Here is a 20840-nt window from a genome sequence, read left to right on the forward strand (position 1 = left end):
TTGATACCGGAATTACGGGATCCAGTTTGTCCACGACGTATCCTTTCTGGGTTGGGCCTTGATCAGGCTATGGGCGACCACCGACATTGATGTCGCAATCGGCTCTTCGGGCGGATTGTCAGGACGGTTTGGGCACCTCTGGTGCGGCTGTACCACCGCTGCGAACCCAGTCGTCGACCTCTGTGGCTTGGAACTTCCAGAGGCGACCGATCTTGTGGGCGGGCATGCCCTTTTCGGCGATCCAGGTATAGATGGTGTCCTTCGTGACGCCAAGGTGGGCGGCGATGTCGTCAGCAGACAGCCACGGCTCAGTCACGTTTGGTCCTCCCTCACCGGCCCCTGCGGGCCGTCACTGCCGATGATATCGAAGTTGTGCCGATTGGGCCGGGTTTTTCCGGGTGAATGTGGTTTTCAGTGACCTATGCGCTGGCCGAGCCAGTCTGCTGCCGTGTTATGCCAGCGTTCGTTATCGGTATTCCAGTTGAGGGTATGACCAGCGTCGAAGGCTTCAAGAGTGACGAGTTCTGGGCGCTGGTCCCGTAAGCGTTTGGGCATTGCGAACGGCACCGAGCCATCGCGGGTGCCGTGAAGGATCAGTGTCGGGACTTCAAGTTCGTGTGCCCTCTTCAACCAGTTGAAATCTTCGAGAGGCAAGGCCGTTGGCAGGCCGACCGTGCGCGCAAGCCTTTCTCTCATCAACCATGGCATCGCGAGTGCGCCTGCACTGCTGGGCAGCCCGGCGCGCTTGCAGTTCGCTTGGATCACCGACCGCCAGTCAAGGACTGGTGAGTCAAGCACGAGACCGACGATCAGATCTCGATACTCCGCGCGGTGTGCAAGTTGCAGCGCAATCGCAGCGCCCATTGACCAGCCGAAGAGCACGATTCGTTTGGCGCCGCGCCTGATCGCGTAACCGATTGCAGCATCGATGTCTTCGACTTCGGTGACACCGAGCATCGATCGGCCGTTGCCGAGGTGTGGGCCTTCGCCATCGTTTCGGTAGGTGACCACGAGCGAGGTGTAGCCGAGTTCGGTCGCGACCTGCACGCCGCGAAGCGTACCTGCTCGGGAACTGCCGAGGCCGTGAATGTGAATGGCCCACGTTGAAAGATCGCCATCGATTCGCCAGGCAGGCGCGTGGCCGACTGGCGTGACAATAACGTTGTCTCGGTGTTCAAGCCCTGCGTCTGCTGGGGATGCGTAGTAGATGCCACTCCACGAGGCCAGATCTCCTGCTCGCGGAGTGAATCCATCGGAGGCTCCGGTGATGGTTCGCGCGATGCGCCTGGGTCCGCGGTCTTCGACTTCACTTCCGAGCTGCACCCAGCCACCGCGTTCGAACCAGAGGTTGTAGACGCCTTGTGCTTCTGTGCCCTGAGTGCGATCGAGTACAAGACGCGACTGTCCGTCAGCTTGTTCAACACCACGCACAGTGAGGTTGAAGTCGCGCGGCCCGATTGGTGCAGTGAGCTTCCGAGCAATACCCCAACCAAGCGCAGCGATTTCGGCGCCGAGTATCGCAGCCGCAGTACTCAGGCTCGCCGCGACGATCCTTCTCTTTCTCATTTCAACGCCTGGTCAAGGTCAGTCGTGGTGAACCGTGTCGATTTCACGGACGATGTACCCCGTACCAGGAGGTGATTCTCGGCTCGCTCAAGCAGCGCGAGATCGGTAGGGGTGATCTCGAAGGCGACACGTGGATCGATCATTGCATCTCGAATCTCCACGACATGTCGATACAGCTTTGCTTCTGGGTCCTCGAATACCTCTGAGGCGGGGTGCCATTTGCTCAAGCCTGGTCTGAGCTTTGTCGCGTTACGCCAGATTGGGTCAAGCTGCATCAGGAAGGCGTCCGTGCGCACTCCTCGCAGACGACGCAGCACTGCGGGCGTGGCTGGCTGTGCTACGAAGCCCGCACACAGGAACAAGAATGTTGCGAGGGTGAGCGGCCCGTAGGCTGCATCGACAAGGCGCATGAGATCGAGGGCTCCGATCACATGCGTGACATCCATGAAGACGACCGTGGCGCAGAGGGCAATTCCACAGCTTGCGCCGATCGCGAGTAGCGCTGCTGGGACGCGCAGTAGGCCCTGCGTGATCCGACATTGACCGATAGCCAGTGCGAGCATCGCGGCAAGGACGACGCCACAGTAGATAAACACGGTGATCGAATATGCGCCGACCAGCGGCTGTTCTCCGTAATCGCTCATGAACGTGGCGGTGGTGTGACCTCGGTCCGCGAAACTGAACATCGTGGCCACGCAAACGAGAGCGATGAGGAGCGTGGGCAAGCTGATGGCGATCCGCACGAGTCGAGGCCGGTACTCTCCAGCTCGCATGACACCTCTACCGAGAAAGTACAGGCCGGTCATGAGCAGCATGTCCCCGGCAAGCGTGATGAAGTTGGTGCCGCCAAATAGCGGATCGAGAGCGAGATAGACGGGATCGATGTTCAAAGTCATCGCGAGAGCGATGATCGTTGACGCATAGGTGATGCTGTGATCGGCGCGACGACGACGGAGAACGAGCAGGCTTGCAACCAGCGCCCACATGACGCAGGACACAAGCACCTGGGTCACCCGAATATCTCCGTGTAACTCGTCTCGGCAAACGCAACCCCGCGGATCCTCGCCGCAAGCTGGTCCGCGAGGCTCTCAGCCGCGATCTCCTCTTCGGTGCTTACATCTCCGCGGGCGAGTGCTCGGACACGCAATTCCGCGGGAATATCTGGCAGGAGCGTATCTGGAATGTTGCCTGCGAGAGCATCACTATCGTTTTCGCAGTGACCCAAGATGATGTGTGCGAACTCGTGCAGCACAAACTGTTGAGTGTGTAGCGCGGAGTCGCTGTGTGCATGCAAGATCACGTCACGATCGTCGGAAAATAACAAGACTGCGCAGAGCCCGCTAGATTCCCCAATTTCAGGAACTTCCGCGACTACGATTCTTCGCTGACGGAGGCGCTGCACCGCGCCCGTAAGTTCTTCAAAGGTGAAGTGCTCGCCCAGGTGCAAGCCCGCGAGTGCGATGGCTACTTCCTGATCGATGTTCATGACTCACTCGGTTATCTCTTCATCCAAGAACTTGGTGATGGCTTGGAGGGTTTTTGGAGACAGGTCTCCGAGTGTGCGAGTCGCGTATGACTTCACTCGTGCAGCCCGCATGGCACGAACAAGATCAAGCTGCGCATTCACCTTGTCGGGAGCAGAAACGTCGCTGTCTCCAGTGAGGAATGCAACATCGACGTCGAAAAACTCCGCGAGCCCCTCAAAGACGAGCGGATCATCGACTTTGCGGTGGCCGTTGACCATGTACGTCCATCGAGATCTAGAGAGGTTAACACCACGCTCTTTCAAGAACGCGGCGATCGCAGAATGCGACGGTTCGGTCCCGGTCTCAGCGGTCTTCACGTCGAGTAGCAGGCGCAGGCGCTTCGCCAGCAGGTCGGCTGCGGCCTGGTTCTCCTCTTGAGCCTTGCTCATGATGCCCCTCCCCTCGGTATGGGTTCGGCAACGGTGACGTTTCACGCGAGTGCGACTTGTTGGTCATGCTCAATATAACTCTTGAGCATGCACAAATCAAGGGTTGCGCATGCTCAACGATCCGGGTAAGACTTGAAGTCACCTGACGTTAAGCATGCTCAACGATGACTTGTTGGTCATGCATTCTGACCTGCGCCACTTCAGCACCGAGGAGGTGCACCATGCGATACCGCCATGCCAAAAACCGGCCCCCGCATCATTCCACCGGTCAGTTATGCCCACCTCTCAGATGTAATGCCCTCCGTGATTCACCGGTTGTGCAGCAAAGAGGAGGACGAGCGATGGCTACATATGAGGATCGCCAAGCCGCGCGTGATGCAAAGCTCGATGAGCTACATGAGACGTTGACCGGCGCGGTCGAGCAACTGGTGTCAGATGATGACTGGAAGCGCGCTCTGACGTTCGCAGCAAACTTTCGCAGCCGTTCGTTCAACAACACCCTACTGATTTGGGTGCAGCACCAAGCCGCGTTCGAACGGGGGTTGGTACCTGATCCAATGCCGTCTTACGTTGCCGGGTATAGGCAATGGCAGGGTCTCGGACGTCAAGTGCAGAAGGGGCAGCCTGGATATCAGATCCTTGCTCCGGTCACCGGTCGATTCGCTTCGGCGACGCCTGCGGACGCGGAGTCTTGGCGCAGGCTCAAGAAGTTTGAGAAGCCTCGCCCGGGTGAAGCCGTGCGCTCGTTAATGATCGGGGTGCGACCCGCCTATGTGTGGGATGCTTCCCAGACCGCGGGCGATCCCTTGCCTGAACCGCCTTCACCAAAGCTGCTCGAAGGCGAAGCACCCCGAGGGCTGTGGTCAGGGCTCGCGGCGCAGATCGAAGCTGCGGGATTCTCGCTGGATGATGCACCGGATGCGGCATCGATCCACGGTGCAAACGGAGTGACGAACTACACCGATCGCACCGTGCTCATAAGGGCCGACATTGATGACGCGGCCCGAGTGAAGACGCTCGCACACGAGCTGGGGCATGTGCTTATGCACGACCCTGAGAGCAGCGAGATACGCCTGCACCGCGGAATTGGTGAGGTCGAGGCCGAATCAGTGGCGCTGATGATCGGGGCCGCGCACGGCATGGATACCAGCATCTATACGATCCCGTACGTCGCAGGTTGGGCAGCAAACGTTGATGGCAAAGAGCCAGTCGAGATCGTCAAGGCCACCGGTGATCGAGTGCGAGCCACCGCTCTGAAGATCCTCGATCAACTCGATACTGAGCAGCTCGGCAACGGCACCCCGCCCGGTCTTGAACGGGACATACCGCAGCGGCAATCACCCACGACGGAGCGAGCTTCCATTGCACATCCGGTTGGCAGTGCGGCGGGAGTCACGCCACGGCGGGAACCGGCTGCAGCTGCGGCGAGGAGCCTCTCGTGAACGCGCGGCTGAGTTCGTGCTCGGCAGTGCTGGGGCAGATGCCGGAGCAGGTGAGCACCTTCGCAGTTGCGAGCAAGCTCGCTTCACTTGGCGTGCCCGTGTTTCCGGTCTGGTCAGAATCGAAGCGACCGGCGACGCGCCACGGTTTTCATGATGCCAGCACGGACATTGAACAGATTGAAGCTTGGTGGTCATCGGCCCCAGAAGCCTCTCTCGCGATACCGACGGGTCAAGCATCTGGCGTCGTTGTGGTCGACGTCGATGTGCACGGCCGCGTGAATGGCTACGAGGCCGCGACGCGCACCAAGCGCAAGGGGCTCCTCTCGGGATGGGAGCTGATGGTTCGCACTCCCTCTGGCGGCATGCACCTGTATTACCCCACGACTAATGCCGCCGAGCAACGGTCCTGGCAGTCAGCGAGTTCGGGCATCGACTTTCGAGGTGACGGCGGTTACATCATCGTTCCGCCTTCATCGCGAATGATTGGTAACCGCCTTGAGCGGTACACAGTTGAGCGACTGAATCATGGCCTTACGCGCAGCCTCGATGCAGCGCAGCTTCGCGAGTTCCTCGATCCGAGGCCTGGTCGGCTCCGTCGGGTACCCACAGGTGATCGCGGGATGGATGTTGGTCGGCTTGCAGCGTGGGTGTCGCGTCTGCAAGAGGGCGAAAGGAATCACGGACTGTTTTGGGCGGCTTGCAAAATGGCCGAACACAATATCCCGTCAGACTCCGCACTCGACGCACTTGCTGCAGCCGGTGGCAGTGCCGGACTTGCCGAGCGCGAGATTCTTACGACGGTGCGGTCGGCGTATCGGACAGTTCACGGCGCACCTGCGCGAGAACCATCTGCGGCAGCGGTGTCGTCGCTTGACCGGCCACCGCCTACCTCGACACGAGCGCGGGTGCTCTCGTGAGCACGTCACCATCTGGTCACCGTTGGGCGGTGCGGACCGCGGTCTGCGGGACCGTGTTCATCGCAGTGGGCGCCTTCTGGCTGTCGTTCACGTCGCTCGCCGACCTTGCGCACCGATCTGGGATCGGTGCGGGACAAGCTTGGGCGTGGCCACTCATCGTGGACGGCATCATCGTGGTCGCAACCGTGGCTGTCGTCGCCCTCGCTGGCAATCGCGCCTCCTGGTACCCATGGGTGCTCCTGGTCGGTGGTGCGGTGGTGTCGGTGACGGCCAACGCGATCCACGCGGTCATTGCCGCCGATGCCGACGTGCCCAGCATCCTCGCCGGAGCTGTCGCTGCGGTACCTCCAGTGGTGCTCCTGGCAATCACGCATCTCACAGTGATCCTGGCCCGGGCGTCGGGTTCGAAAGAAGTCGAGTCACCAATCGAAGCTTTCGACGAGGTTAACGCCGCGACAGAGACACCGGATCGCCGTGCTCTCGCGTCGGCGCTACGCGTCATCGGCTGGACGAACAAACAGATCGCGAATGAACTCGATGTGCACCCCTCGACTATCGGCCGCTGGCTTTCCGCTGATGATTCCGAGGTGGCTGAAAACGATGCGCACCTACTCACCAGTAGCGAATCAGCAGAGGAGAGATCATGAATATCAACAGAGACACCCCGCCCGTCCTTGGCGAGGTTGCCGGGGTCGACGGTACTCCCGATGCAGTTGAAGCAGCATCGTCACGCCGACTTCGCGGGCTGCCGATCAACCCGTCTCTAGCCACCGCCCGCGGTGTTGAATGGGTGCGGCCCACGGATCTCGTGGCCCGCGGCGCATCTCGGGTTGCCGGAGCTGGAATCGACTTTCAGAGAGAACTCGCGCGTCGTACTCGTGCTGCAACATCCGGTCACGTGCGTGCGCTCGGACAGCGCACACGGAGGCTCCCACCGCTGTCGGCGTTTGGACGAAGTGGCACTGACCATGGCATGGATCGAGGCGCCGTCGGCATGCGCTGAGCAAGCGACGGCACGGAGGCAGATCATGCAGAAACTTGCGGCGGAACAGTTCGTGGGCACCGGTGCGCACCTGCTTGCCAGGAGGTTCCCCACAATGATTACTGCAACCCAGAACGCGGCTTCCGAGGACTACACAAGTAGCGAAGGACTCCGACGAGTGCTCAAGCGATTGCATCAGCAAGGGCCGGGCGCATGGCAACGCGACCCAGTTGCTGCTGATCTCATGAGCTTCGCCGCTGAAAAGTATGCAGCCCTCGCACGGAAGCACGGTCTCGACCCATGGGAGGCTGCAAGCGCCGCATTTGACGTGATGCGTCTTCGCTCCACCAGGCTCGCCAATGACCCCTGGGCGGTCGTCACCCGCGGCGTGCAAGTCACCTGCATCGCAGAAGAGCGCGGGCAAGGGCTGCTGTGCTCCACAAACAAGGCCCGCCGCCCCCACATCTCCGAGTTGCATGACCCCGAGCGCATCTCCGACCGAGAGACACCGCTCTCTGACTACCATCCTTCGTTCCGCACGACCGATCACTTTGAGTTCGAAGAAGAGCCAGTAAGCGACGAACCGCAGACCGAGACTTCGGTTGCACGTGCGTCCGCACGCACAGCGATCACTGATGCGGTGCGGCTGTTCACCTTGCTTGATTGGCCTGAAGATGTTGCCACGCTCGCGATCGACAGAGTCTGCGAAGCGACCGAACGCGCCGGGTCACGTGCGAGCGCTTACGAAGCGCTCCGACGCGACAAGCACGCGCTCGTGCTGCTTGATCTGCCCGCAGCGTCATGGTCGGCGCTGCTTCGCGCGATCCTCGGGAACACGCACCCGGCGTTGCAGGCAACCTCAGCAGGTCGGGGCGTTCTGCTGCGCCTGCTGCTCGGCGAAACAGTGCACTCACTCTTGCACGATGAGGATCTCGTGTTTCAGATCGCACTCGCTGCTCCGAAGCGAGGCGAGCGATCATGAGCAACAAGGATGACAATTTCGTCGTCATCAGAACCGTCGACTCCATTCAGGTCGGCAACCGACACCGCAAAGACCTCGGTGATATCGACGCACTCGCCGCGTCGATCGAACGAGACGGCCTGCTGCAGCCAATCACCGTTACCCCCGACGGTGTGCTTGTGTGCGGTGCGCGGCGACTTGCCGCAATCAAACGGCTCGCTTGGGCCGAGGTGCGAGTGTGGGTGCGCTCCGGCATCTCCACCCAGCTCGGGTACATGCTCGCCGAACAGAACGACAACATGCTCCATAAGCCACTCAGCCAGCTGGAAGCAGCAGAGCTGTATCGGGAGATGAAGGTAATTCTCGCCGAGGATGCTGCACAGCGAAAAGCTGCAACGCAGTTCGTGAGCGGCGAAAACCGCGGAATGTCCGGTCCCGCCGATTCGGCGGGACCGTCAACTGAACCACGTGGAGACGCACGGCGCCAGGCTGCCGAGATGGTCACCGGCACGTCCTCCTACACCCGCCTTGAAGAGATCAACTTCATCCAACGCGTCGCCGAAGACCCGAACCAGCCCGAGGGAATTCGTGCCGCAGCCCAAGGCTTTCTCGACGACATTCGCGACGAGGCTCCAGTGCACCCGTGCTGGCAACAGCTGAAGGAACTGCTCGCGGCGGCGAAGGCAGATCGTGACGTCTTGCTGCACCGGATCGCCGAAGAAAAACTTGCCGAGCTGCGAGCGGAACAGAAACCGAAGAAGCGTGCGCAACGTGCCTCCACACCAGCCCGGATGGAACCGATGCCTGTACGGGCATTCGTGATCACCTGGACTGAACTCGGCAGTCTTTACCCGGTCACTGACCCCGCCGTGATCGCCGTAAAACTGACGCAGGCCGAAGCCGAAATGTTCTTCACCGTTATCGACAATTGGGTCGAGTTTGCGGATCGTCTCCGTGAAGAACTTGACCAGCTCGATGACGACGATCTGATCAAGCCCAACCTCCGCGCCGTCTAAGAGATAGACGTGTCTTGAATAGGCTTGAGCCATGCCTCGCCAACAAGACATCGAAAGTCGTCTGGTCACCTCGCTCGTGCCCTCGCTTTCTCGAAGCCTTGCCGAACAGTTCAACGTCTTTCGGGTGATGCATCACGGCACTCACGAAAAGCAGCTCTCAAACGTCTTCGCCTGGCTGCTCCGAACCGATGGCACTCACGAGTTGGGTGATACCTTCCAAAAGATCTTCATGAGTAGGATCAACGCTGCATTACCTGAAGGCGACGGATTTCAAACCTCTGGATTTCGAGTCACCCAAGAAGTGGACACCTCCGGCGAGTCCGCGACAGGCAAGGACATCGCCGACATTGTGCTCATGACAGCTCACGAGTGCATCGTCATTGAGAACTTCGGCACCTCCGACGGGCACGGCCATGACTATTTTGGCTACCTTGCCCATGGCGCGCAGGGCGGAAGACGTAGTGTCGTCGTGCTGCTGTGCATACGACGAGAGTTTGAACTTCAAACTGATGGATGGGAACACGCGGTCGTGCTCACCTATGCGAGTCTCCTCAGCGATCTGTACGCGCACGTCAAAGCAGACAAGAAGTGGCGTCGAGACCACCCTCAGCAGAACTTCTTCATCAACGAACTGGTCGAAAACTTCGTGGAAGGACCAAGCCCCGTGAATACTACCGATCGAATCGCATTCATTAAGACAATGTGTGAAACGGGAGAATCTGCACGATATGGGCAACGTCCCCAAGATGCAGCCGCAGAACAGTTCGCCGAAATACTCGCTCAGCACGCGAAGCAACAGTTTGAAGACGGCCGAAGAACCCTTGGCGATGTCAAGAGGTACCTCCGCCAATACGCCGAACGACGGCTCATGCCCCAGATCAACAGTGCACTTGGCAGAGAAGCTGTCGCCTCAGTTCGAGCGAATTTTGTTGGCAAGTGGGAATGGTACGTGCGACTCCTCAACGCCAACGGCGACATGGTTGCGGGGCTCCTGTTTGGCCCGACTGCAGCTACCTACAATGACGAGATTCCAGATCCAGTCCAGCACCCAGACTTCGGCAAGGTCTTTATCCTGATGCGGTCTTCTGACGTTGAGAGCCTTCACCAAACGGATATCAGCCTGGAAGATGTACTCACCGGATTTGAGCCAACGGATGATCGACTCGTTCAAACTGTGATCCCGCTTGTGCAGACGAACCATGCAGCTCAGGAATGATTCCGTCCGATCGCCACAGTGTCGAACCGGCCGACACGCTCGATCCGGCCTTCGTGTCTATCCGCAAATTCTCGTAGCCGCGAATTAGTGTCAGCAAGTTGTTGCGAGGTGAGGTCCGAAGTGACCGGCGCTTCACCTTCTGCATACGCCGACAACACCAGTCGGCCACGGGCATGACGCATGATCGATTCCCAGTCATCGTGCGAAAGGTACGACGCTGAGCCGCCGAGCGCGAGCACGAGATCAAACCTGGTTCCGGCCAAATGGCGACGGGCAATAGTGTCGGCGAACGTTCTCGGTTCGACCCTGGCAACGAGCGGGTGCTTCCGCACGAGTTCGTTCAGCATCGGCTGTGACGGGTCTATCGCAGTCAAGCGGGGTGCTTCCGTCAGGTCGAGATCAAGCGTCAGCCCGGTTCCTGCGCCGATGTCGAGGGTGCGGCACTTGCGATAGCCGCGGGTGACTTCGTCTACGAGTCGCGTGAACCCTCGTCGCTCTTCGCCAGTCGCGGTGAAGTCGCGATCCCAGTAGGTTGCGATTGCGTCGTAGCTAGAGCGGAACTCGCTCTTCGTGCGTGGCATGTTCTGCACACCGTAGACGTGGTCGGCACGACCTCTGTTGATCAGCGTCACGTCATCGTGCTCTCGATCCATGGTCCAGTACTTCCAGCCGTCGTGAACAAGATAGATGCGCGTTGTTTTGAAAAACTTCTGCGGCTCACCGAACGTGTGAATGACCCGAGCCGCCCTGGCAAAATCGGCCTTTGTCATTCCTTCAGTTCGCTCAGCGATGTATTCGTGTGGTGCGCCCTCCGCGTAGGTCACTGCGAAGACCCAGTCCAGCTTCACAATCTTGTTTTGCCACCATTCAAGGTCGTTCTCGGTGATCGGCAACACGCTTACGTTCTTCTCAATACTCACTTGCTCACTCAACTATCTCTGCGCGTCTTGGATGACGTGCGTCTTCTTGTGGTTTCGAGTATGAGCCCAGCCACCGACATTCCTCGGTCAGTCGGATTCTGTGCTGGGTCACGTAAGGATTTCGACAAGACTTCATAGTCAGAGGCGTGCACCTAGTGGGCATGATGACTTCACCCGACTCGCGCACACGCCGAAAGCTCATCGCTCTGACACTCAGCGGCGCAATCCTCATCGCCCTGGTCGCAGTTGGTGGGTACGGACTTCTCACCGGATCCCGCGACGCACCGCCACCAGAGCCCCCAGCTTCGTCTCCGGTGGCCCCCGCTACGCCTTCTCAACCGGGTACCTCGCGGCCTGTCGCACCACGGATCGCTCCCACAAGTGATCCCGAGCTGTTCGCTCGTCGTGTTGCAGCTGCATTGTTCACTTGGGACACAGGGGCCGGGCTGGTGCCGCTCGACTACACATCGACGATCCTCGACGTTGGCGACCCATCCGGCCACGAGCAAGCGGGGCTCGCCGCAGACATTGCAAGCTACATGCCCACGCGTGACGCATGGGTGCAGCTGCGCAAATACGCGACCACTCAGTCGATCGAGATCGACACCATCGATGTGCCCGACGCCTGGGCACACGCGGCCGCGCAAGCGAAACATGGGCAGCTCCCGCCCGGTGCGATCGCGTACACGGTCGATGGCATTCGTCACCGCGACGGTGTCTGGAACGACACCGCAGAAACACTCTCAGTGCCGGTCGCATTCACGCTGTTCATGGCCTGCCCTCACGACGGCGACCCCTGCTACCTGCTCCGGCTTTCGCAGCTCGATAACCCACTTCGGTAGGAGCGCTCAATGTTGAAGAAGCTCGCCACCGGAGCCCTTGCCTTAGCCTTTGTGGCGCCGACGCTCGGCCTCGTAAGCATCGGGCTCATCATGAATCCCGCCGCAACGACGATCTGCACTGTCGATGGTCTCTCTGTACGTAACGTGCCCGACTCGCTAACCGTGACGACCGCGAGTGGGCACACGTTCGAACTAAACAAAAGGCAACTCACACACGCGGCCACGATCATCACTGTCGGTTCCGAGATTGAAGGCGTCACCCGTGACGCCTTGAAGATCTCACTCATGGCAGCACTTACCGAGTCGACGCTGCGGATGCTCGCGAACACCGGCACCTACCCAGAATCAAGCGACTACCCGAACGACGGTAACGGCTCGGATCACGACTCGCTCGGCCTGTTCCAGATGCGCCCCCAATCTGGATGGGGCACGGTAGCCGAACTGATGGATCCGAAATACCAAGCAGCAGCATTCTTCGGAGGGCCGACCGGGCCGAACTACCCATCGCCGAGGGGCCTGCTCGATATCCCCGGATGGCAATCAATGGGGCTCGGTGAAGTCGCCCAAGCCGTGGAAGTCTCGGCATTTCCAGACCGATACGACAACTATGAGCCTGTCGCCGAGAAGATCCTCGTCACCCTCACCACAGGAAGTGACACGACTAATGCCTCAGCAGCTGATCCTGCCGTGCGTACGGTCTCTGCGATGAGGCCGATGCTGTCCTCGAACGTGGTGTTTCCGCTGCCCGAAGGCACCTGGGCAGTCACGGATAACTTCGGACCCCGGATTGATCCGATCTCTGGAGAACAGAGCACCCACTACGGACTCGATCTCGGTGCTGCAGACGGCACCCCGATCCTGGCTGCTGCCGACGGAGTCGTCACTGTTGCCGAGTTCTCGGGTAACTTTGGTGGGCTGATCATCATCGAGCATCAGCTCGGTGGTGAGACCGTCGCGACCGCGTACGCACACATGTGGCAGCATGGCATCCACGTGATCGCAGGCGAACGCGTCATCGCAGGTCAACATATTGGCGATGTCGGCTCATCGGGCTATTCGACCGGAGCGCACTTACACTTCGAAGTGAGGCCGGGCGGCACGAACGGTGCTGCGATTGACCCTGCAGCGTGGCTCAACGTTCACAACGCTGCGGACCTCCCCGAAGCGACTACTGGGCCTTCTGGCTGCACGAGCTGGGGTGCATGATGGACGTCTTTCCTGACTTTGACGGCCTCGGAGGTATCGGCGACCTCAAGGTCGTCATTGGCGCCATGCTCACGATCATTCTTGTCGTCGCGGTGCTCATGGTCATCGTCAGCGCGATCCTCTGGGCAATCGCCTCGTCTACCGGCAACCCAGGTCTCGTATCCAAAGGTCGAACCGGAGTTTTCGTTGCAGCTGGAGCCGCAGCCCTCGCAGGGGGCGGCGTCGCCTGGCTCAATTGGCTCATCAGCCTCGGTGGGCAGTTTTGAATGGTTGGTGTCGTTCTGAGATTGGAACAGAGCTATCTAATCAATACTTGATTGGATCAGCCCCACCAAAGTAGTCGTCCTGCGACTCAAAGATGTTGTCCCTCGAAATGCTGTTCTTGTGACCGCACTCCTGGCATTTCCAGGTGTACTTTTCGTCATCGAAACCAACTTGATCATTCAAATGGGCATTGCATCGATCGCAAAACCAATCAACATCTGGGAACCTGCTCATGGTTAACTCACTTCACTAGATTGTTATTGGTCATCGTCATCTTCATCTTCATACCAAACGTTGACGCATTTCCGATCTGATCCATGATCGATTCAAAATCCTGCTCGGCTGCTTCAAGATCTCGTTCCGCCTGCTGGTGGCGATCTTGCAATCGCGAAACTTCAGCTTCATCACCGACTTCGAAAGCACTGTCCATATCCCGTTCAAGACGATCAACGAGAGCTTGCGCATCATCCTTGGCGTCATCCGCGACGCTCGCCTCAGCTTGAAGTCGCTGCATCACTGCCTCTGCTTGAGCGGGATCGTGGTCTGCTCTGGCCATACGAATTTCCTAACTCATCGGGTTTTCAATTATCTCACTCAGGCGAATCGGTATGCACTTGGCCTATCGGATCTGATGCTGGCACTACTGATCATTCTCAGTTTTCGCCAGCGCACCTTGTAGGCGACCCTGTTTCGCCGACCGCCGTTCTGGCGGTTCTACCGCAAGGAGCACCCAGTGTTCGAACTCACCTCAACGCTGCTAGAAGCATCCGCTCAGTTGGCCACCCTGGTGCCGATGAATATCGACATCACTCCAAATGACTCGGGGCTTCCTGGCATCTCGCAGCTTCGCACCATCGTTGGAGCGGTCATGACGGTCGGCCTGATCCTGAGCGTGCTCGCGCTCATTGTGTCGGCGATCGTGTGGGGCTTCGGGTCGAACTCATCGAACCCGCACCTGGCATCACGCGGCAAGGTAGGCGTGCTTGTCTCATGCGGCGCTGCTGTGCTCTGCGGCGCAGCCGTCACCCTCATCAACTTCTTCTGGGCCGTAGGCCAGCAGGTTTGACCCGCACTCGTCACTAACCCAAAAGGGGGCCCCTGATGAGTGTGTGCGACATACCAGTCATCTCAGCAGTCTGCGAAACCGCCGGTGAAGCGGTGGCGACTCTCGTTTCAGCACCATTCGACTGGCTCGCTTCGACTATGGGGCAAGCCGCCGGATGGCTACTCGAAACAATGTGGCAAGTGTTCGACTCGACGACCCTCGTTGATGTCACGAGCGACGGCTATCTCGGCGTCTACAACCTGCTATTTGGGATCGGCGTGTTCGTCGTCCTGCTCTTCTTCACCTTCCAGCTGGTGCTTGGCCTGATCCGCCGCGAACCTGCCGCACTCTCACGTGCAGCGCTGGGAGCTGCGAAAGCGGTCCTCGGCTCATTCGTTGTCATCACATTGACCGCGACCGCGCTTGAGGTCGTTGATCAGCTCTGCATCGGCATCGTGCAAGCTGCCGGAGAAACCACCGGCACCATGGGTGACAAAATCATGCTCCTGACAGCTGGGCTTTCGACAATCAACGTCGCGGCCCCAGGCGTCGGGGCGATCGTGACGATATTCCTCGCCGGACTCATGATCTGTGCGGTCGCAATCGTGTGGTTCTCACTCCTGATCCGCAAAGCATTGCTGCTGGTTGCGATTGTGCTCGCTCCGATCGCGTTCGCTGGCGCCGCATGGGATGTCACCCGTGGATGGGTCGGAAAATGGGCTGCGTTCGTGATCGCGCTGATCGCCTCAAAGCTGGTACTCGTGGTCGTCTTCCTCATCGCGATCACTCAGATCTCCACCCCGATCGCTGTTGATCTCGCGGCGGTGACCGAACCTGTGAGTGGGATCGTTCTGCTCTTCATTGCGGCGTTTGCCCCGTACATGGTGTACCGGTTCATTTCGTTCCTCGGCTTCGATCTTTACCACGCCATGGGCAGCGAACAAGAGGCCAAGAGCGCCGTCAACCGGCCTGTTCCCGTGCCCGCCAAGGCAGAGAGTGATGGAGTCAAGAAGGTTCTCGATGGTGGCGGTAGCGGTGGATCCACTGCGGGCGCCACCGGCGCGAAATCGGCGGCTTCCGGTGCCGGTGGTGGAGCAGCCGCGAGTACAGCTGGTGGCTCTGGTGGTGCAGCTGCGGGCGGTGCCGGAGCAGGTGCGGCAGCGGCAGGCCCTGCCGCCGCAATCGTCATAGGTGCAGAGGTCGCGAAAGCCGCGGCCACGGCAGGCCCGAAACTCGGGGGCGCGGTCGGAGGCACCGCCGAAACAGCGGCCGGTTGCGCTGGTCAAACTGCAACGCCGACAGCAACGTCTCAGGCAGCTCGGCCTGCCGCGCCACAACCTAGGGCACCGTCGGCTGACCCTGCACCACCGAGGCCCGCGCCACCTGCACCGAGACTTCCGAAGGAGTAACTCGCCATGTCTTCGAAGAACGCGCCGAACCATAGCTCTGGAGAACTCACGCCAGTGAAGTTCTCCAGGCTCACCCGCCGCGGCATTCTGCTCGGCTTCTCCGTATCTCAGCTCGTCACCCTTGGAGTCGCCGTCGGGGCTCTGGTGTGGGCGTTCTACGCAGGAGGCGGCATACTCATCGCGTTCACCGCGCCTATTTGGGTGTCTGCTGCTGCGCTGACGTGGATACCGATCGCAGGGCGTGCGCTCGTCGAATGGATCCCAGTCGCGTTCTGGTGGATGTGGAAGTCAACCGGAGGGCAGCTACTGTACCGTCGCAGAGTGGTGACGCCCCGACCCGCAGGAACACTCGCTCTACCCGGGGACATGGCTCGGCTTCGTGAATACGAAGATCCCGTCACTGGAGCGGGAATGATCCACGACCCTGCAGCAGGAACGCTGACTGCCGTACTCCAAGTAGCCCATCCCGCGTTCGTGCTCCTCGACCCGGGCGAGCAAGAACGCCGAGTGGCCTCGTGGGGTCGAGTGCTTGCGACGGTCTGCCGATCCGGGCGTATCTCCATGCTGCAAATTCTGGAGCGCACCCTGCCTGATTCCGGTACTGGACTTGCCGAGTGGTGGGCGGCGCACGGGACACAGGACGACACCTGGGCGTCAACGACGTACGCGGAACTCATCGATCGGGCGGGCCCCACTGGGGAGCGTCATGCGACGACGCTGTCGCTTTCGCTCGACATGCGCGCAGCATCACGTCAGATTCGTACAGCTGGCAGCGGAGTTCGCGGAGGTGCCGCTGTCTTGCGGCAAGAAATGTCCACGCTTGTCGCGGCTCTCCGGTCTGCGGATCTTTCACCATCCGCATGGCTCAACTGCGGGCAGATCGCAGTGATTCTGCGCTCCGCTTATGACCCGGCCATCGCTGCAACGCTCGAACGTCACGGCGAACTTGGCCAGTCGCTGGCAACTGCTGGGCCGGTCGCGGTCAATGAGTCATGGTCAGGACTCCGCACCGATTCTGCCCATCACGCGGTGCTGTGGATCAGCGAATGGCCGAGGTCGATGGTGTTCCCTGGGTTCCTTGCACCAGTGCTGCTTTCGAGCGGCATCCAACGTTCGTTCTCGCTACTGTGCACCCCGATGCGTTCCGACCAGGCGGCGCGAGACATTCGCAAGAAGAAGACCGAATACATTTCTGATGCCCATCAGCGGCAGCGGATCGGACAGATCGAGGACGCATCGCAGACCGCCGAGTTCCAGGATGTGCTTCAGCAAGAAGCTGACCTGACTGCCGGTCATGGCGTGCTTCGCTACACCGGCCTTATCAGCGTCTCGGCGGCGAGCGCCGAAGAACTCGACGCATCGATTGCTGCTATCGAACAAGCCGCTATCCAGGCTTCATGCGAGACGAGACTACTCGTCGGCCAACAAGCCCAAGCGTTCACTGCGGCGGCGCTGCCGCTCTGCCGTGTGATCTGACCCCTTTTCTAAACTTCCGGAGATTTCCCGTCTTTTTGAGAGAGGGCCTTCACCACAGGGACAGCGAGAACAACTGCGGCGGCTGCCCCGCCTTTCAGTACATTCACGCCGACTTCGCGCCCGGCTGACTTCAGTTGCCTGCTGTCTTTTACCGCCTCTCGCCAAGGAACCGTGACCAATTCTTCGCGAGCAATTTCAATCCCAAGTGGGAAGTGAAATTCCGCAACCAACTCCCCAGTCACTTTTAGCGCGCCCACTACGTCACGTGCCGCACGCGAGTGGAGGATGATGTTGGCGTTAACGATCTCGCCTGCACGATCAAGCTGGCTCATGAGTTTGCTGGTGCGGGCGAGAACTTCATCTCGGCGAATTTGTCCTGCTTTTGCGAGTCCTGCTCTGTGCCCTCCAAGGTTCTCGGGAGCTGTGGCAATAACATGATCTAGCTCAACGACGTGGAACTCATCGTGAAGTTCAAAGCATCGCGCCAAAATTGCTAGTTGCATGGCAACATCTTGTTCAATCTCGCGAACAACTTTACGGAGTTGACCAGTTTTCTCTTTGCTCTCGACTTTGTCTGCAAGCGCACCGAGGGCCGCGAGGGCATTCTCTTGCACGTTAGTAATTTGACCAGAAACTTTGCTCACCTTGTCCCAAAGTGTTTTCGGGTCGCCACCATGTTCACGTATTGTCATAGCTTCTTGAATCTCCGCAGCGGCAGTCCGCATTCTCGCGAGGACTTCATCTTTTTGAGCGCGTCGAACGTCATCGAGCTTCTCATCGAGCTTCACAATGAGTTCCTTGAGTTCCTGCGCTTCAGCTTGCTGCGCGGCTTGGCTCATGAGTCCGCCGATACCACTCAACACTGCGGGGTTCGTCGCCAAGGACAGGGGCCCGTCCTGCACTTGAAGCCACTTCATAGTGTGGTCACCAGTCTTGCCTAGCATCGCGTGGCTAATGCCCTTGGTTTTGGTCTTCATGAGTCCACCTGCATCCTGCAGGCGACGCGCTGATTCTGGAGTGAGCTTTAAGTACAATGCTGATTGCTCCGCCACCCCGGAGAGCGTTTCGGCAACGTCAGCTCCTGAGCGGAACATCTCATTGAGTCGTGCAAGTGAAACAGGGCGAGCCTTCGGCAGCCATTCATGGTCTTTAAGGAACCTCGCGAGAGCGGATTCGTTTCCTTTCAGGACGGCTCCATCGCCATCGCTGATGATCTCAACCTCTTCAGACATACTCTCCCTCTTCCCAATTACAAGAGTACTTTGCACATCCGACACCTCTCGTGGTGGCGAAGTGCACCTGCTCCGTGACCAACATCAACTTTTCGATACGGGAGCGCGAGATGCCTACCTACTACGACCCCGGCGCTGACGCCGGTGAAGCCTACGAAGCGCTGCGGGGGCTGGCCCACGCGAGCCGCCTGTTCGAGCATCCGAAGGACTTGTACGGCGTTGTGGGTGATCTGCTTGGCGGGGTGCGATCGCTGCGGCAGGTACTCGACCAGCTCGCCATCGCGCACGAATCAAACAGGCCACTGGCCTTCGACGACAACGGCGACCACTCGGCGGGATCCAAAGATGCGCTGGCAGCAGCAGACGAGCTTCACCAGGCCGCAACGTTCATTGACCAGGCCGAAGAGCGACTGAACGCGGCGATGTCAGCAGCTGGCCGAATCGCGTGGCATTCCGAGCCTTCCAACAGTCCGGTGTCAGTCCAGCGCTGGATAAGCGTCTGCTTTCTGCAAGGCGATGACGCAGATGAGCTGCTGCAGATGATCGATGATGAAGGTGCCGATGCCGTGCTGGCATATTTAATGAACTGGGACTACGGCGACGAAACCACCCAAGCTGCGCTTGAGAACGGCTACGTTTACGACCTACCGCCCACGGGCCCCCTAGAGCAAGAGATCCGTAGCGGAAACTACGACATGACCTTCAGCCACTCGTTCGGCCATGTCGGTCTCTACCGTCTCCACGAGATCAACCCCACCGACGCCATCACGGACGACCAGCCCATTCGAGCAGGGGCACTCGCGAATGATTTGCAGCCCACCGCATCACCTTCGTCGTGGTTCGAACACCCTGGCATCGCAGCGGTCAAGCGAGCGAGGGGTCTGGGGCTGTGAACAAAGACGAGACCGAACGCCTACACACCTCTGTACTCGTCGCACCGACAGCCGAGAAACGTCGCCTGCGTAAACAGCGGAGCGCGGCAGTCAAGAAACTTCAACTCGAACAACATGAAGCCGAGAAGAGTGCATTGCGCAAGAAGTATGAGTCCGAGAAAGCCGAGCGCCGATCCACCATCTACCTGCCGAGCGCAGGCGCGCCCGGCCTTGCCCAGCTACGTTCACCCGGTAAGTTCAAGCTTCCGCGGCATCAGGACACGTCAGCCACCCTGGCAGGTGCATACCCGTTTCTTGCCGAAGGTGGGCTTGGTTCCGACGGTGTCTTCGTCGGTCAGGATCTCTACTCGGGGGGCTCATTCGTGTACGACCCCTGGGTGCTTTACGCTCGCGGCCTGATCACTGCACCAAATCTTGTGCTCGCGGGCATCGTTGGCTCCGGTAAGTCATCACTCGCGAAGAGCCTTTACGCGCGCTCACTTCCGTTTGGGCGACGTGTCTATGTGCCAGGTGATCCCAAGGGCGAGCACACTGCTGTGGCCGAAGCCGTTGGCGGGCGCGCGATCGTGCTCGGGCACGGACTCAGCACACGACTTAACCCTCTTGACGAAGGCTACAGACCACTTGGGATGAGTGATGAAACGTGGGCATCGACCGTTGCTGCTCGTCGGCGCGACCTCATCGGCGCACTCGCTGAAACGGTGCTCACACGTCCACTGACACCGCTGGAACACACGGCGATTGACACTGCCTTGACCGAGACAGTCCGAGCGAACTCAGTGCCGATCCTGCCTATGGTCGTAGACCAAATCCTTTCACCAAGTAGCACAGCCGACCCTGACGGTCGCCTGGCAGAAGACGGTCGCCTCGTGGGTCACGCACTCCGGCGCCTCGTCGCAGGTGACCTCGCGGGGCTCTTCGACGGGCCATCGACCGTGCAGTTTGACCCGACCCTGCCGATGATCTCACTCGATCTTTCCCGAGTTGCAGAGAACTCGACCCTCATCTCAGTGCTCATGACCTGTTCTTCAGCGTGGATGGAGTCTGCACTGCTCGACCCAAACGGCGGACAGCGGTGGTGCATATACGACGAAGCATGGCGACTCATGTCGCACCCTGCACTGCTGAAGCGGATGGATGCGCACTGGCGACTGGCACGCCACTACGGCATCGCCAACATGCTCATCTTCCACAAGCTCACCGATCTTGAAAACGTCGGCGATCAAGGGTCAGCCATGCGCGCCCTCGCAAACAGCCTGCTTGCGAACGCTGAGACGAGAATCATCTACCGGCAAGAGTCCGACCAGCTCGGTGTCACTGCCGCAGCACTCGGACTCACGGGCACTGAGCAGAAACTCTTGCCTGGCCTCGGCGTGGGGCAGGGGCTCTGGCGGATCAAAGATCGATCTTTCGTGTGCCAGCACCAGCTGCACCCAGCCGAGCTAGAGCTCTTCGACACGACCGGCCGCATGATGAGCGTTCCCCGCAAGTTCAAGAATTCTGAAGGCTGATTCGCGGGAAGATGCGGATCGAGGCAC

General features: G+C 59.7%; 22 protein-coding genes and 1 pseudogene. 15 read left to right on the plus strand and 8 right to left on the minus strand.

Features of this window, described 5'->3' with window-relative positions; genetic code table 11:
* Window positions 1-118 precede the first annotated feature (118 nt).
* From KTJ78_RS03935 to KTJ78_RS03955, 5 genes are all read right to left on the minus strand, one after another.
* The gene (locus KTJ78_RS03935) at window positions 119-316 is read right to left on the minus strand and encodes a helix-turn-helix domain-containing protein (RefSeq protein WP_217132831.1); all 198 of its coding nucleotides are present in this window, start codon (window positions 314-316) and stop codon (window positions 119-121) included.
* Between the two features lie 95 nt (window positions 317-411).
* Window positions 412-1566, minus strand: coding sequence for an alpha/beta hydrolase family protein (locus tag KTJ78_RS03940; protein ID WP_217132833.1), 1155 nt, complete (start codon window positions 1564-1566; stop codon window positions 412-414).
* Entirely contained in the window at window positions 1563-2579 is a 1017-nt protein-coding gene (locus KTJ78_RS03945; RefSeq protein ID WP_217132835.1) for a hypothetical protein, read from the minus strand. The genes KTJ78_RS03940 and KTJ78_RS03945 overlap by 4 nt, the downstream gene beginning before the upstream one ends.
* The gene (locus tag KTJ78_RS03950; protein WP_217132837.1) at window positions 2576-3052 is read right to left on the minus strand and encodes a hypothetical protein; all 477 of its coding nucleotides are present in this window, start codon (window positions 3050-3052) and stop codon (window positions 2576-2578) included. Before KTJ78_RS03950 ends, KTJ78_RS03945 begins: the two co-directional genes overlap by 4 nt.
* Before the next feature lie 3 nt (window positions 3053-3055).
* The gene (locus KTJ78_RS03955; RefSeq protein ID WP_217132839.1) at window positions 3056-3481 is read right to left on the minus strand and encodes a hypothetical protein; all 426 of its coding nucleotides are present in this window, start codon (window positions 3479-3481) and stop codon (window positions 3056-3058) included.
* Between the two features lie 341 nt (window positions 3482-3822).
* Here KTJ78_RS03955 and KTJ78_RS03960 point away from each other — a divergent pair, with 341 nt between their 5' ends.
* The 7 genes from KTJ78_RS03960 to KTJ78_RS03990 all read left to right on the plus strand — a co-directional run bounded on the left by KTJ78_RS03960 (window position 3823) and on the right by KTJ78_RS03990 (window position 10015).
* Window positions 3823-4923 (plus strand): ArdC-like ssDNA-binding domain-containing protein, encoded by a 1101-nt coding sequence (locus tag KTJ78_RS03960; RefSeq protein WP_217132840.1) that lies wholly within the window; start codon window positions 3823-3825, stop codon window positions 4921-4923.
* Window positions 4920-5840 carry a bifunctional DNA primase/polymerase gene (locus KTJ78_RS03965; RefSeq protein WP_369807968.1) on the plus strand — a complete coding sequence of 307 codons (921 nt, stop codon included), beginning with the start codon at window positions 4920-4922 and terminating at the stop codon, window positions 5838-5840. Before KTJ78_RS03960 ends, KTJ78_RS03965 begins: the two co-directional genes overlap by 4 nt.
* The gene (locus tag KTJ78_RS03970) at window positions 5837-6487 is read left to right on the plus strand and encodes a DUF2637 domain-containing protein (RefSeq protein WP_369807969.1); all 651 of its coding nucleotides are present in this window, start codon (window positions 5837-5839) and stop codon (window positions 6485-6487) included. The genes KTJ78_RS03965 and KTJ78_RS03970 overlap by 4 nt, the downstream gene beginning before the upstream one ends.
* Complete coding sequence (locus tag KTJ78_RS03975; RefSeq protein WP_217132841.1) at window positions 6484-6843, plus strand: hypothetical protein; 360 nt, start codon at window positions 6484-6486, stop codon at window positions 6841-6843. The genes KTJ78_RS03970 and KTJ78_RS03975 overlap by 4 nt, the downstream gene beginning before the upstream one ends.
* 94 nt (window positions 6844-6937) lie before the next feature.
* On the plus strand, window positions 6938-7804 hold the full coding sequence (locus KTJ78_RS03980) for a hypothetical protein (RefSeq protein WP_217133231.1): 867 nt from the start codon (window positions 6938-6940) through the stop codon (window positions 7802-7804).
* Window positions 7801-8799: a ParB N-terminal domain-containing protein gene (locus tag KTJ78_RS03985; protein ID WP_217132842.1), complete on the plus strand. Its 999-nt coding sequence runs from the start codon at window positions 7801-7803 to the stop codon at window positions 8797-8799. Before KTJ78_RS03980 ends, KTJ78_RS03985 begins: the two co-directional genes overlap by 4 nt.
* Before the next feature lie 31 nt (window positions 8800-8830).
* A complete protein-coding gene (locus tag KTJ78_RS03990) occupies window positions 8831-10015 on the plus strand; it encodes a PD-(D/E)XK nuclease family protein (RefSeq protein WP_217132843.1) in 1185 nt (394 codons plus the stop codon).
* Here the strand turns inward: KTJ78_RS03990 and KTJ78_RS13860 are convergent.
* Window positions 10006-10935: a methyltransferase gene (locus tag KTJ78_RS13860; RefSeq protein WP_217132845.1), complete on the minus strand. Its 930-nt coding sequence runs from the start codon at window positions 10933-10935 to the stop codon at window positions 10006-10008. The two genes, KTJ78_RS03990 and KTJ78_RS13860, sit on opposite strands and share 10 nt — an antisense overlap.
* A gap of 161 nt (window positions 10936-11096) precedes the next feature.
* Here KTJ78_RS13860 and KTJ78_RS04000 point away from each other — a divergent pair, with 161 nt between their 5' ends.
* The 3 genes and pseudogenes from KTJ78_RS04000 (at window position 11097) to KTJ78_RS04010 (ending at window position 13249) form a co-directional block, all read left to right on the plus strand.
* Entirely contained in the window at window positions 11097-11777 is a 681-nt protein-coding gene (locus tag KTJ78_RS04000) for a hypothetical protein (RefSeq protein ID WP_369807970.1), read from the plus strand.
* Window positions 11778-11786: 9 nt separating this feature from the next.
* Window positions 11787-12965: pseudogene (locus tag KTJ78_RS04005) on the plus strand (M23 family metallopeptidase); the annotation flags it as partial.
* 17 nt (window positions 12966-12982) lie between these two features.
* A complete protein-coding gene (locus KTJ78_RS04010) occupies window positions 12983-13249 on the plus strand; it encodes a DUF6112 family protein (protein WP_217133235.1) in 267 nt (88 codons plus the stop codon).
* 239 nt (window positions 13250-13488) lie between these two features.
* On the opposite strand, the gene KTJ78_RS04015 is transcribed toward KTJ78_RS04010, so the two are convergent.
* Window positions 13489-13803 carry a hypothetical protein gene (locus tag KTJ78_RS04015; protein ID WP_217132849.1) on the minus strand — a complete coding sequence of 105 codons (315 nt, stop codon included), beginning with the start codon at window positions 13801-13803 and terminating at the stop codon, window positions 13489-13491.
* A gap of 237 nt (window positions 13804-14040) precedes the next feature.
* On the opposite strand from KTJ78_RS04015, the gene KTJ78_RS04020 reads away from it, so the two are divergent.
* Genes KTJ78_RS04020 through KTJ78_RS04030 form a run of 3 tightly spaced genes read left to right on the plus strand, consistent with a single transcriptional unit; the run spans window position 14041 to window position 17177 of the window.
* On the plus strand, window positions 14041-14313 hold the full coding sequence (locus KTJ78_RS04020) for a DUF6112 family protein (RefSeq protein WP_217133237.1): 273 nt from the start codon (window positions 14041-14043) through the stop codon (window positions 14311-14313).
* A 35-nt stretch (window positions 14314-14348) separates the two neighbouring features.
* A complete protein-coding gene (locus KTJ78_RS04025) occupies window positions 14349-15701 on the plus strand; it encodes a conjugal transfer protein TrbL (RefSeq protein ID WP_217132851.1) in 1353 nt (450 codons plus the stop codon).
* 6 nt (window positions 15702-15707) lie between these two features.
* Entirely contained in the window at window positions 15708-17177 is a 1470-nt protein-coding gene (locus KTJ78_RS04030; RefSeq protein ID WP_217132860.1) for an SCO6880 family protein, read from the plus strand.
* Window positions 17178-17185: 8 nt separating this feature from the next.
* Here the strand turns inward: KTJ78_RS04030 and KTJ78_RS04035 are convergent, their stop codons facing one another.
* Window positions 17186-18409, minus strand: coding sequence for a hypothetical protein (locus KTJ78_RS04035; protein ID WP_217132862.1), 1224 nt, complete (start codon window positions 18407-18409; stop codon window positions 17186-17188).
* Between the two features lie 74 nt (window positions 18410-18483).
* Here KTJ78_RS04035 and KTJ78_RS04040 point away from each other — a divergent pair, with 74 nt between their 5' ends.
* Window positions 18484-19302: a hypothetical protein gene (locus tag KTJ78_RS04040; protein WP_369807971.1), complete on the plus strand. Its 819-nt coding sequence runs from the start codon at window positions 18484-18486 to the stop codon at window positions 19300-19302.
* Complete coding sequence (locus KTJ78_RS04045) at window positions 19299-20813, plus strand: putative type IV secretion/conjugal transfer ATPase (protein WP_217132865.1); 1515 nt, start codon at window positions 19299-19301, stop codon at window positions 20811-20813. The genes KTJ78_RS04040 and KTJ78_RS04045 overlap by 4 nt, the downstream gene beginning before the upstream one ends.
* The last annotated feature ends 27 nt before the right edge of the window (window positions 20814-20840 follow it).

Source organism: Leucobacter chinensis (assembly GCF_019049105.1).
In the GTDB taxonomy this organism is placed as follows: Bacteria; Actinomycetota; Actinomycetes; order Actinomycetales; family Microbacteriaceae; genus Leucobacter_A; species Leucobacter_A chinensis.

What these genes read in the sequence shown, in the direction of transcription:
- KTJ78_RS03940 (WP_217132833.1), bottom strand. Translation starts at nt 1,566, where the DNA reads ATGAGAAAGAGAAGGATCGTCGCGGCGAGCCTGAGTACTGCGGCTGCG.
- KTJ78_RS03950 (WP_217132837.1), bottom strand. Translation starts at nt 3,052, where the DNA reads ATGAACATCGATCAGGAAGTAGCCATCGCACTCGCGGGCTTGCACCTG.
- KTJ78_RS03955 (WP_217132839.1), bottom strand. Translation starts at nt 3,481, where the DNA reads ATGAGCAAGGCTCAAGAGGAGAACCAGGCCGCAGCCGACCTGCTGGCG.
- KTJ78_RS03960 (WP_217132840.1), top strand. Translation starts at nt 3,823, where the DNA reads ATGGCTACATATGAGGATCGCCAAGCCGCGCGTGATGCAAAGCTCGAT.
- KTJ78_RS03975 (WP_217132841.1), top strand. Translation starts at nt 6,484, where the DNA reads ATGAATATCAACAGAGACACCCCGCCCGTCCTTGGCGAGGTTGCCGGG.
- KTJ78_RS03980 (WP_217133231.1), top strand. Translation starts at nt 6,938, where the DNA reads ATGATTACTGCAACCCAGAACGCGGCTTCCGAGGACTACACAAGTAGC.
- KTJ78_RS03985 (WP_217132842.1), top strand. Translation starts at nt 7,801, where the DNA reads ATGAGCAACAAGGATGACAATTTCGTCGTCATCAGAACCGTCGACTCC.
- KTJ78_RS03990 (WP_217132843.1), top strand. Translation starts at nt 8,831, where the DNA reads ATGCCTCGCCAACAAGACATCGAAAGTCGTCTGGTCACCTCGCTCGTG.
- KTJ78_RS04000 (WP_369807970.1), top strand. Translation starts at nt 11,097, where the DNA reads ATGATGACTTCACCCGACTCGCGCACACGCCGAAAGCTCATCGCTCTG.
- KTJ78_RS04010 (WP_217133235.1), top strand. Translation starts at nt 12,983, where the DNA reads ATGGACGTCTTTCCTGACTTTGACGGCCTCGGAGGTATCGGCGACCTC.
- KTJ78_RS04015 (WP_217132849.1), bottom strand. Translation starts at nt 13,803, where the DNA reads ATGGCCAGAGCAGACCACGATCCCGCTCAAGCAGAGGCAGTGATGCAG.
- KTJ78_RS04020 (WP_217133237.1), top strand. Translation starts at nt 14,041, where the DNA reads ATGAATATCGACATCACTCCAAATGACTCGGGGCTTCCTGGCATCTCG.
- KTJ78_RS04025 (WP_217132851.1), top strand. Translation starts at nt 14,349, where the DNA reads ATGAGTGTGTGCGACATACCAGTCATCTCAGCAGTCTGCGAAACCGCC.
- KTJ78_RS04030 (WP_217132860.1), top strand. Translation starts at nt 15,708, where the DNA reads ATGTCTTCGAAGAACGCGCCGAACCATAGCTCTGGAGAACTCACGCCA.
- KTJ78_RS04035 (WP_217132862.1), bottom strand. Translation starts at nt 18,409, where the DNA reads ATGTCTGAAGAGGTTGAGATCATCAGCGATGGCGATGGAGCCGTCCTG.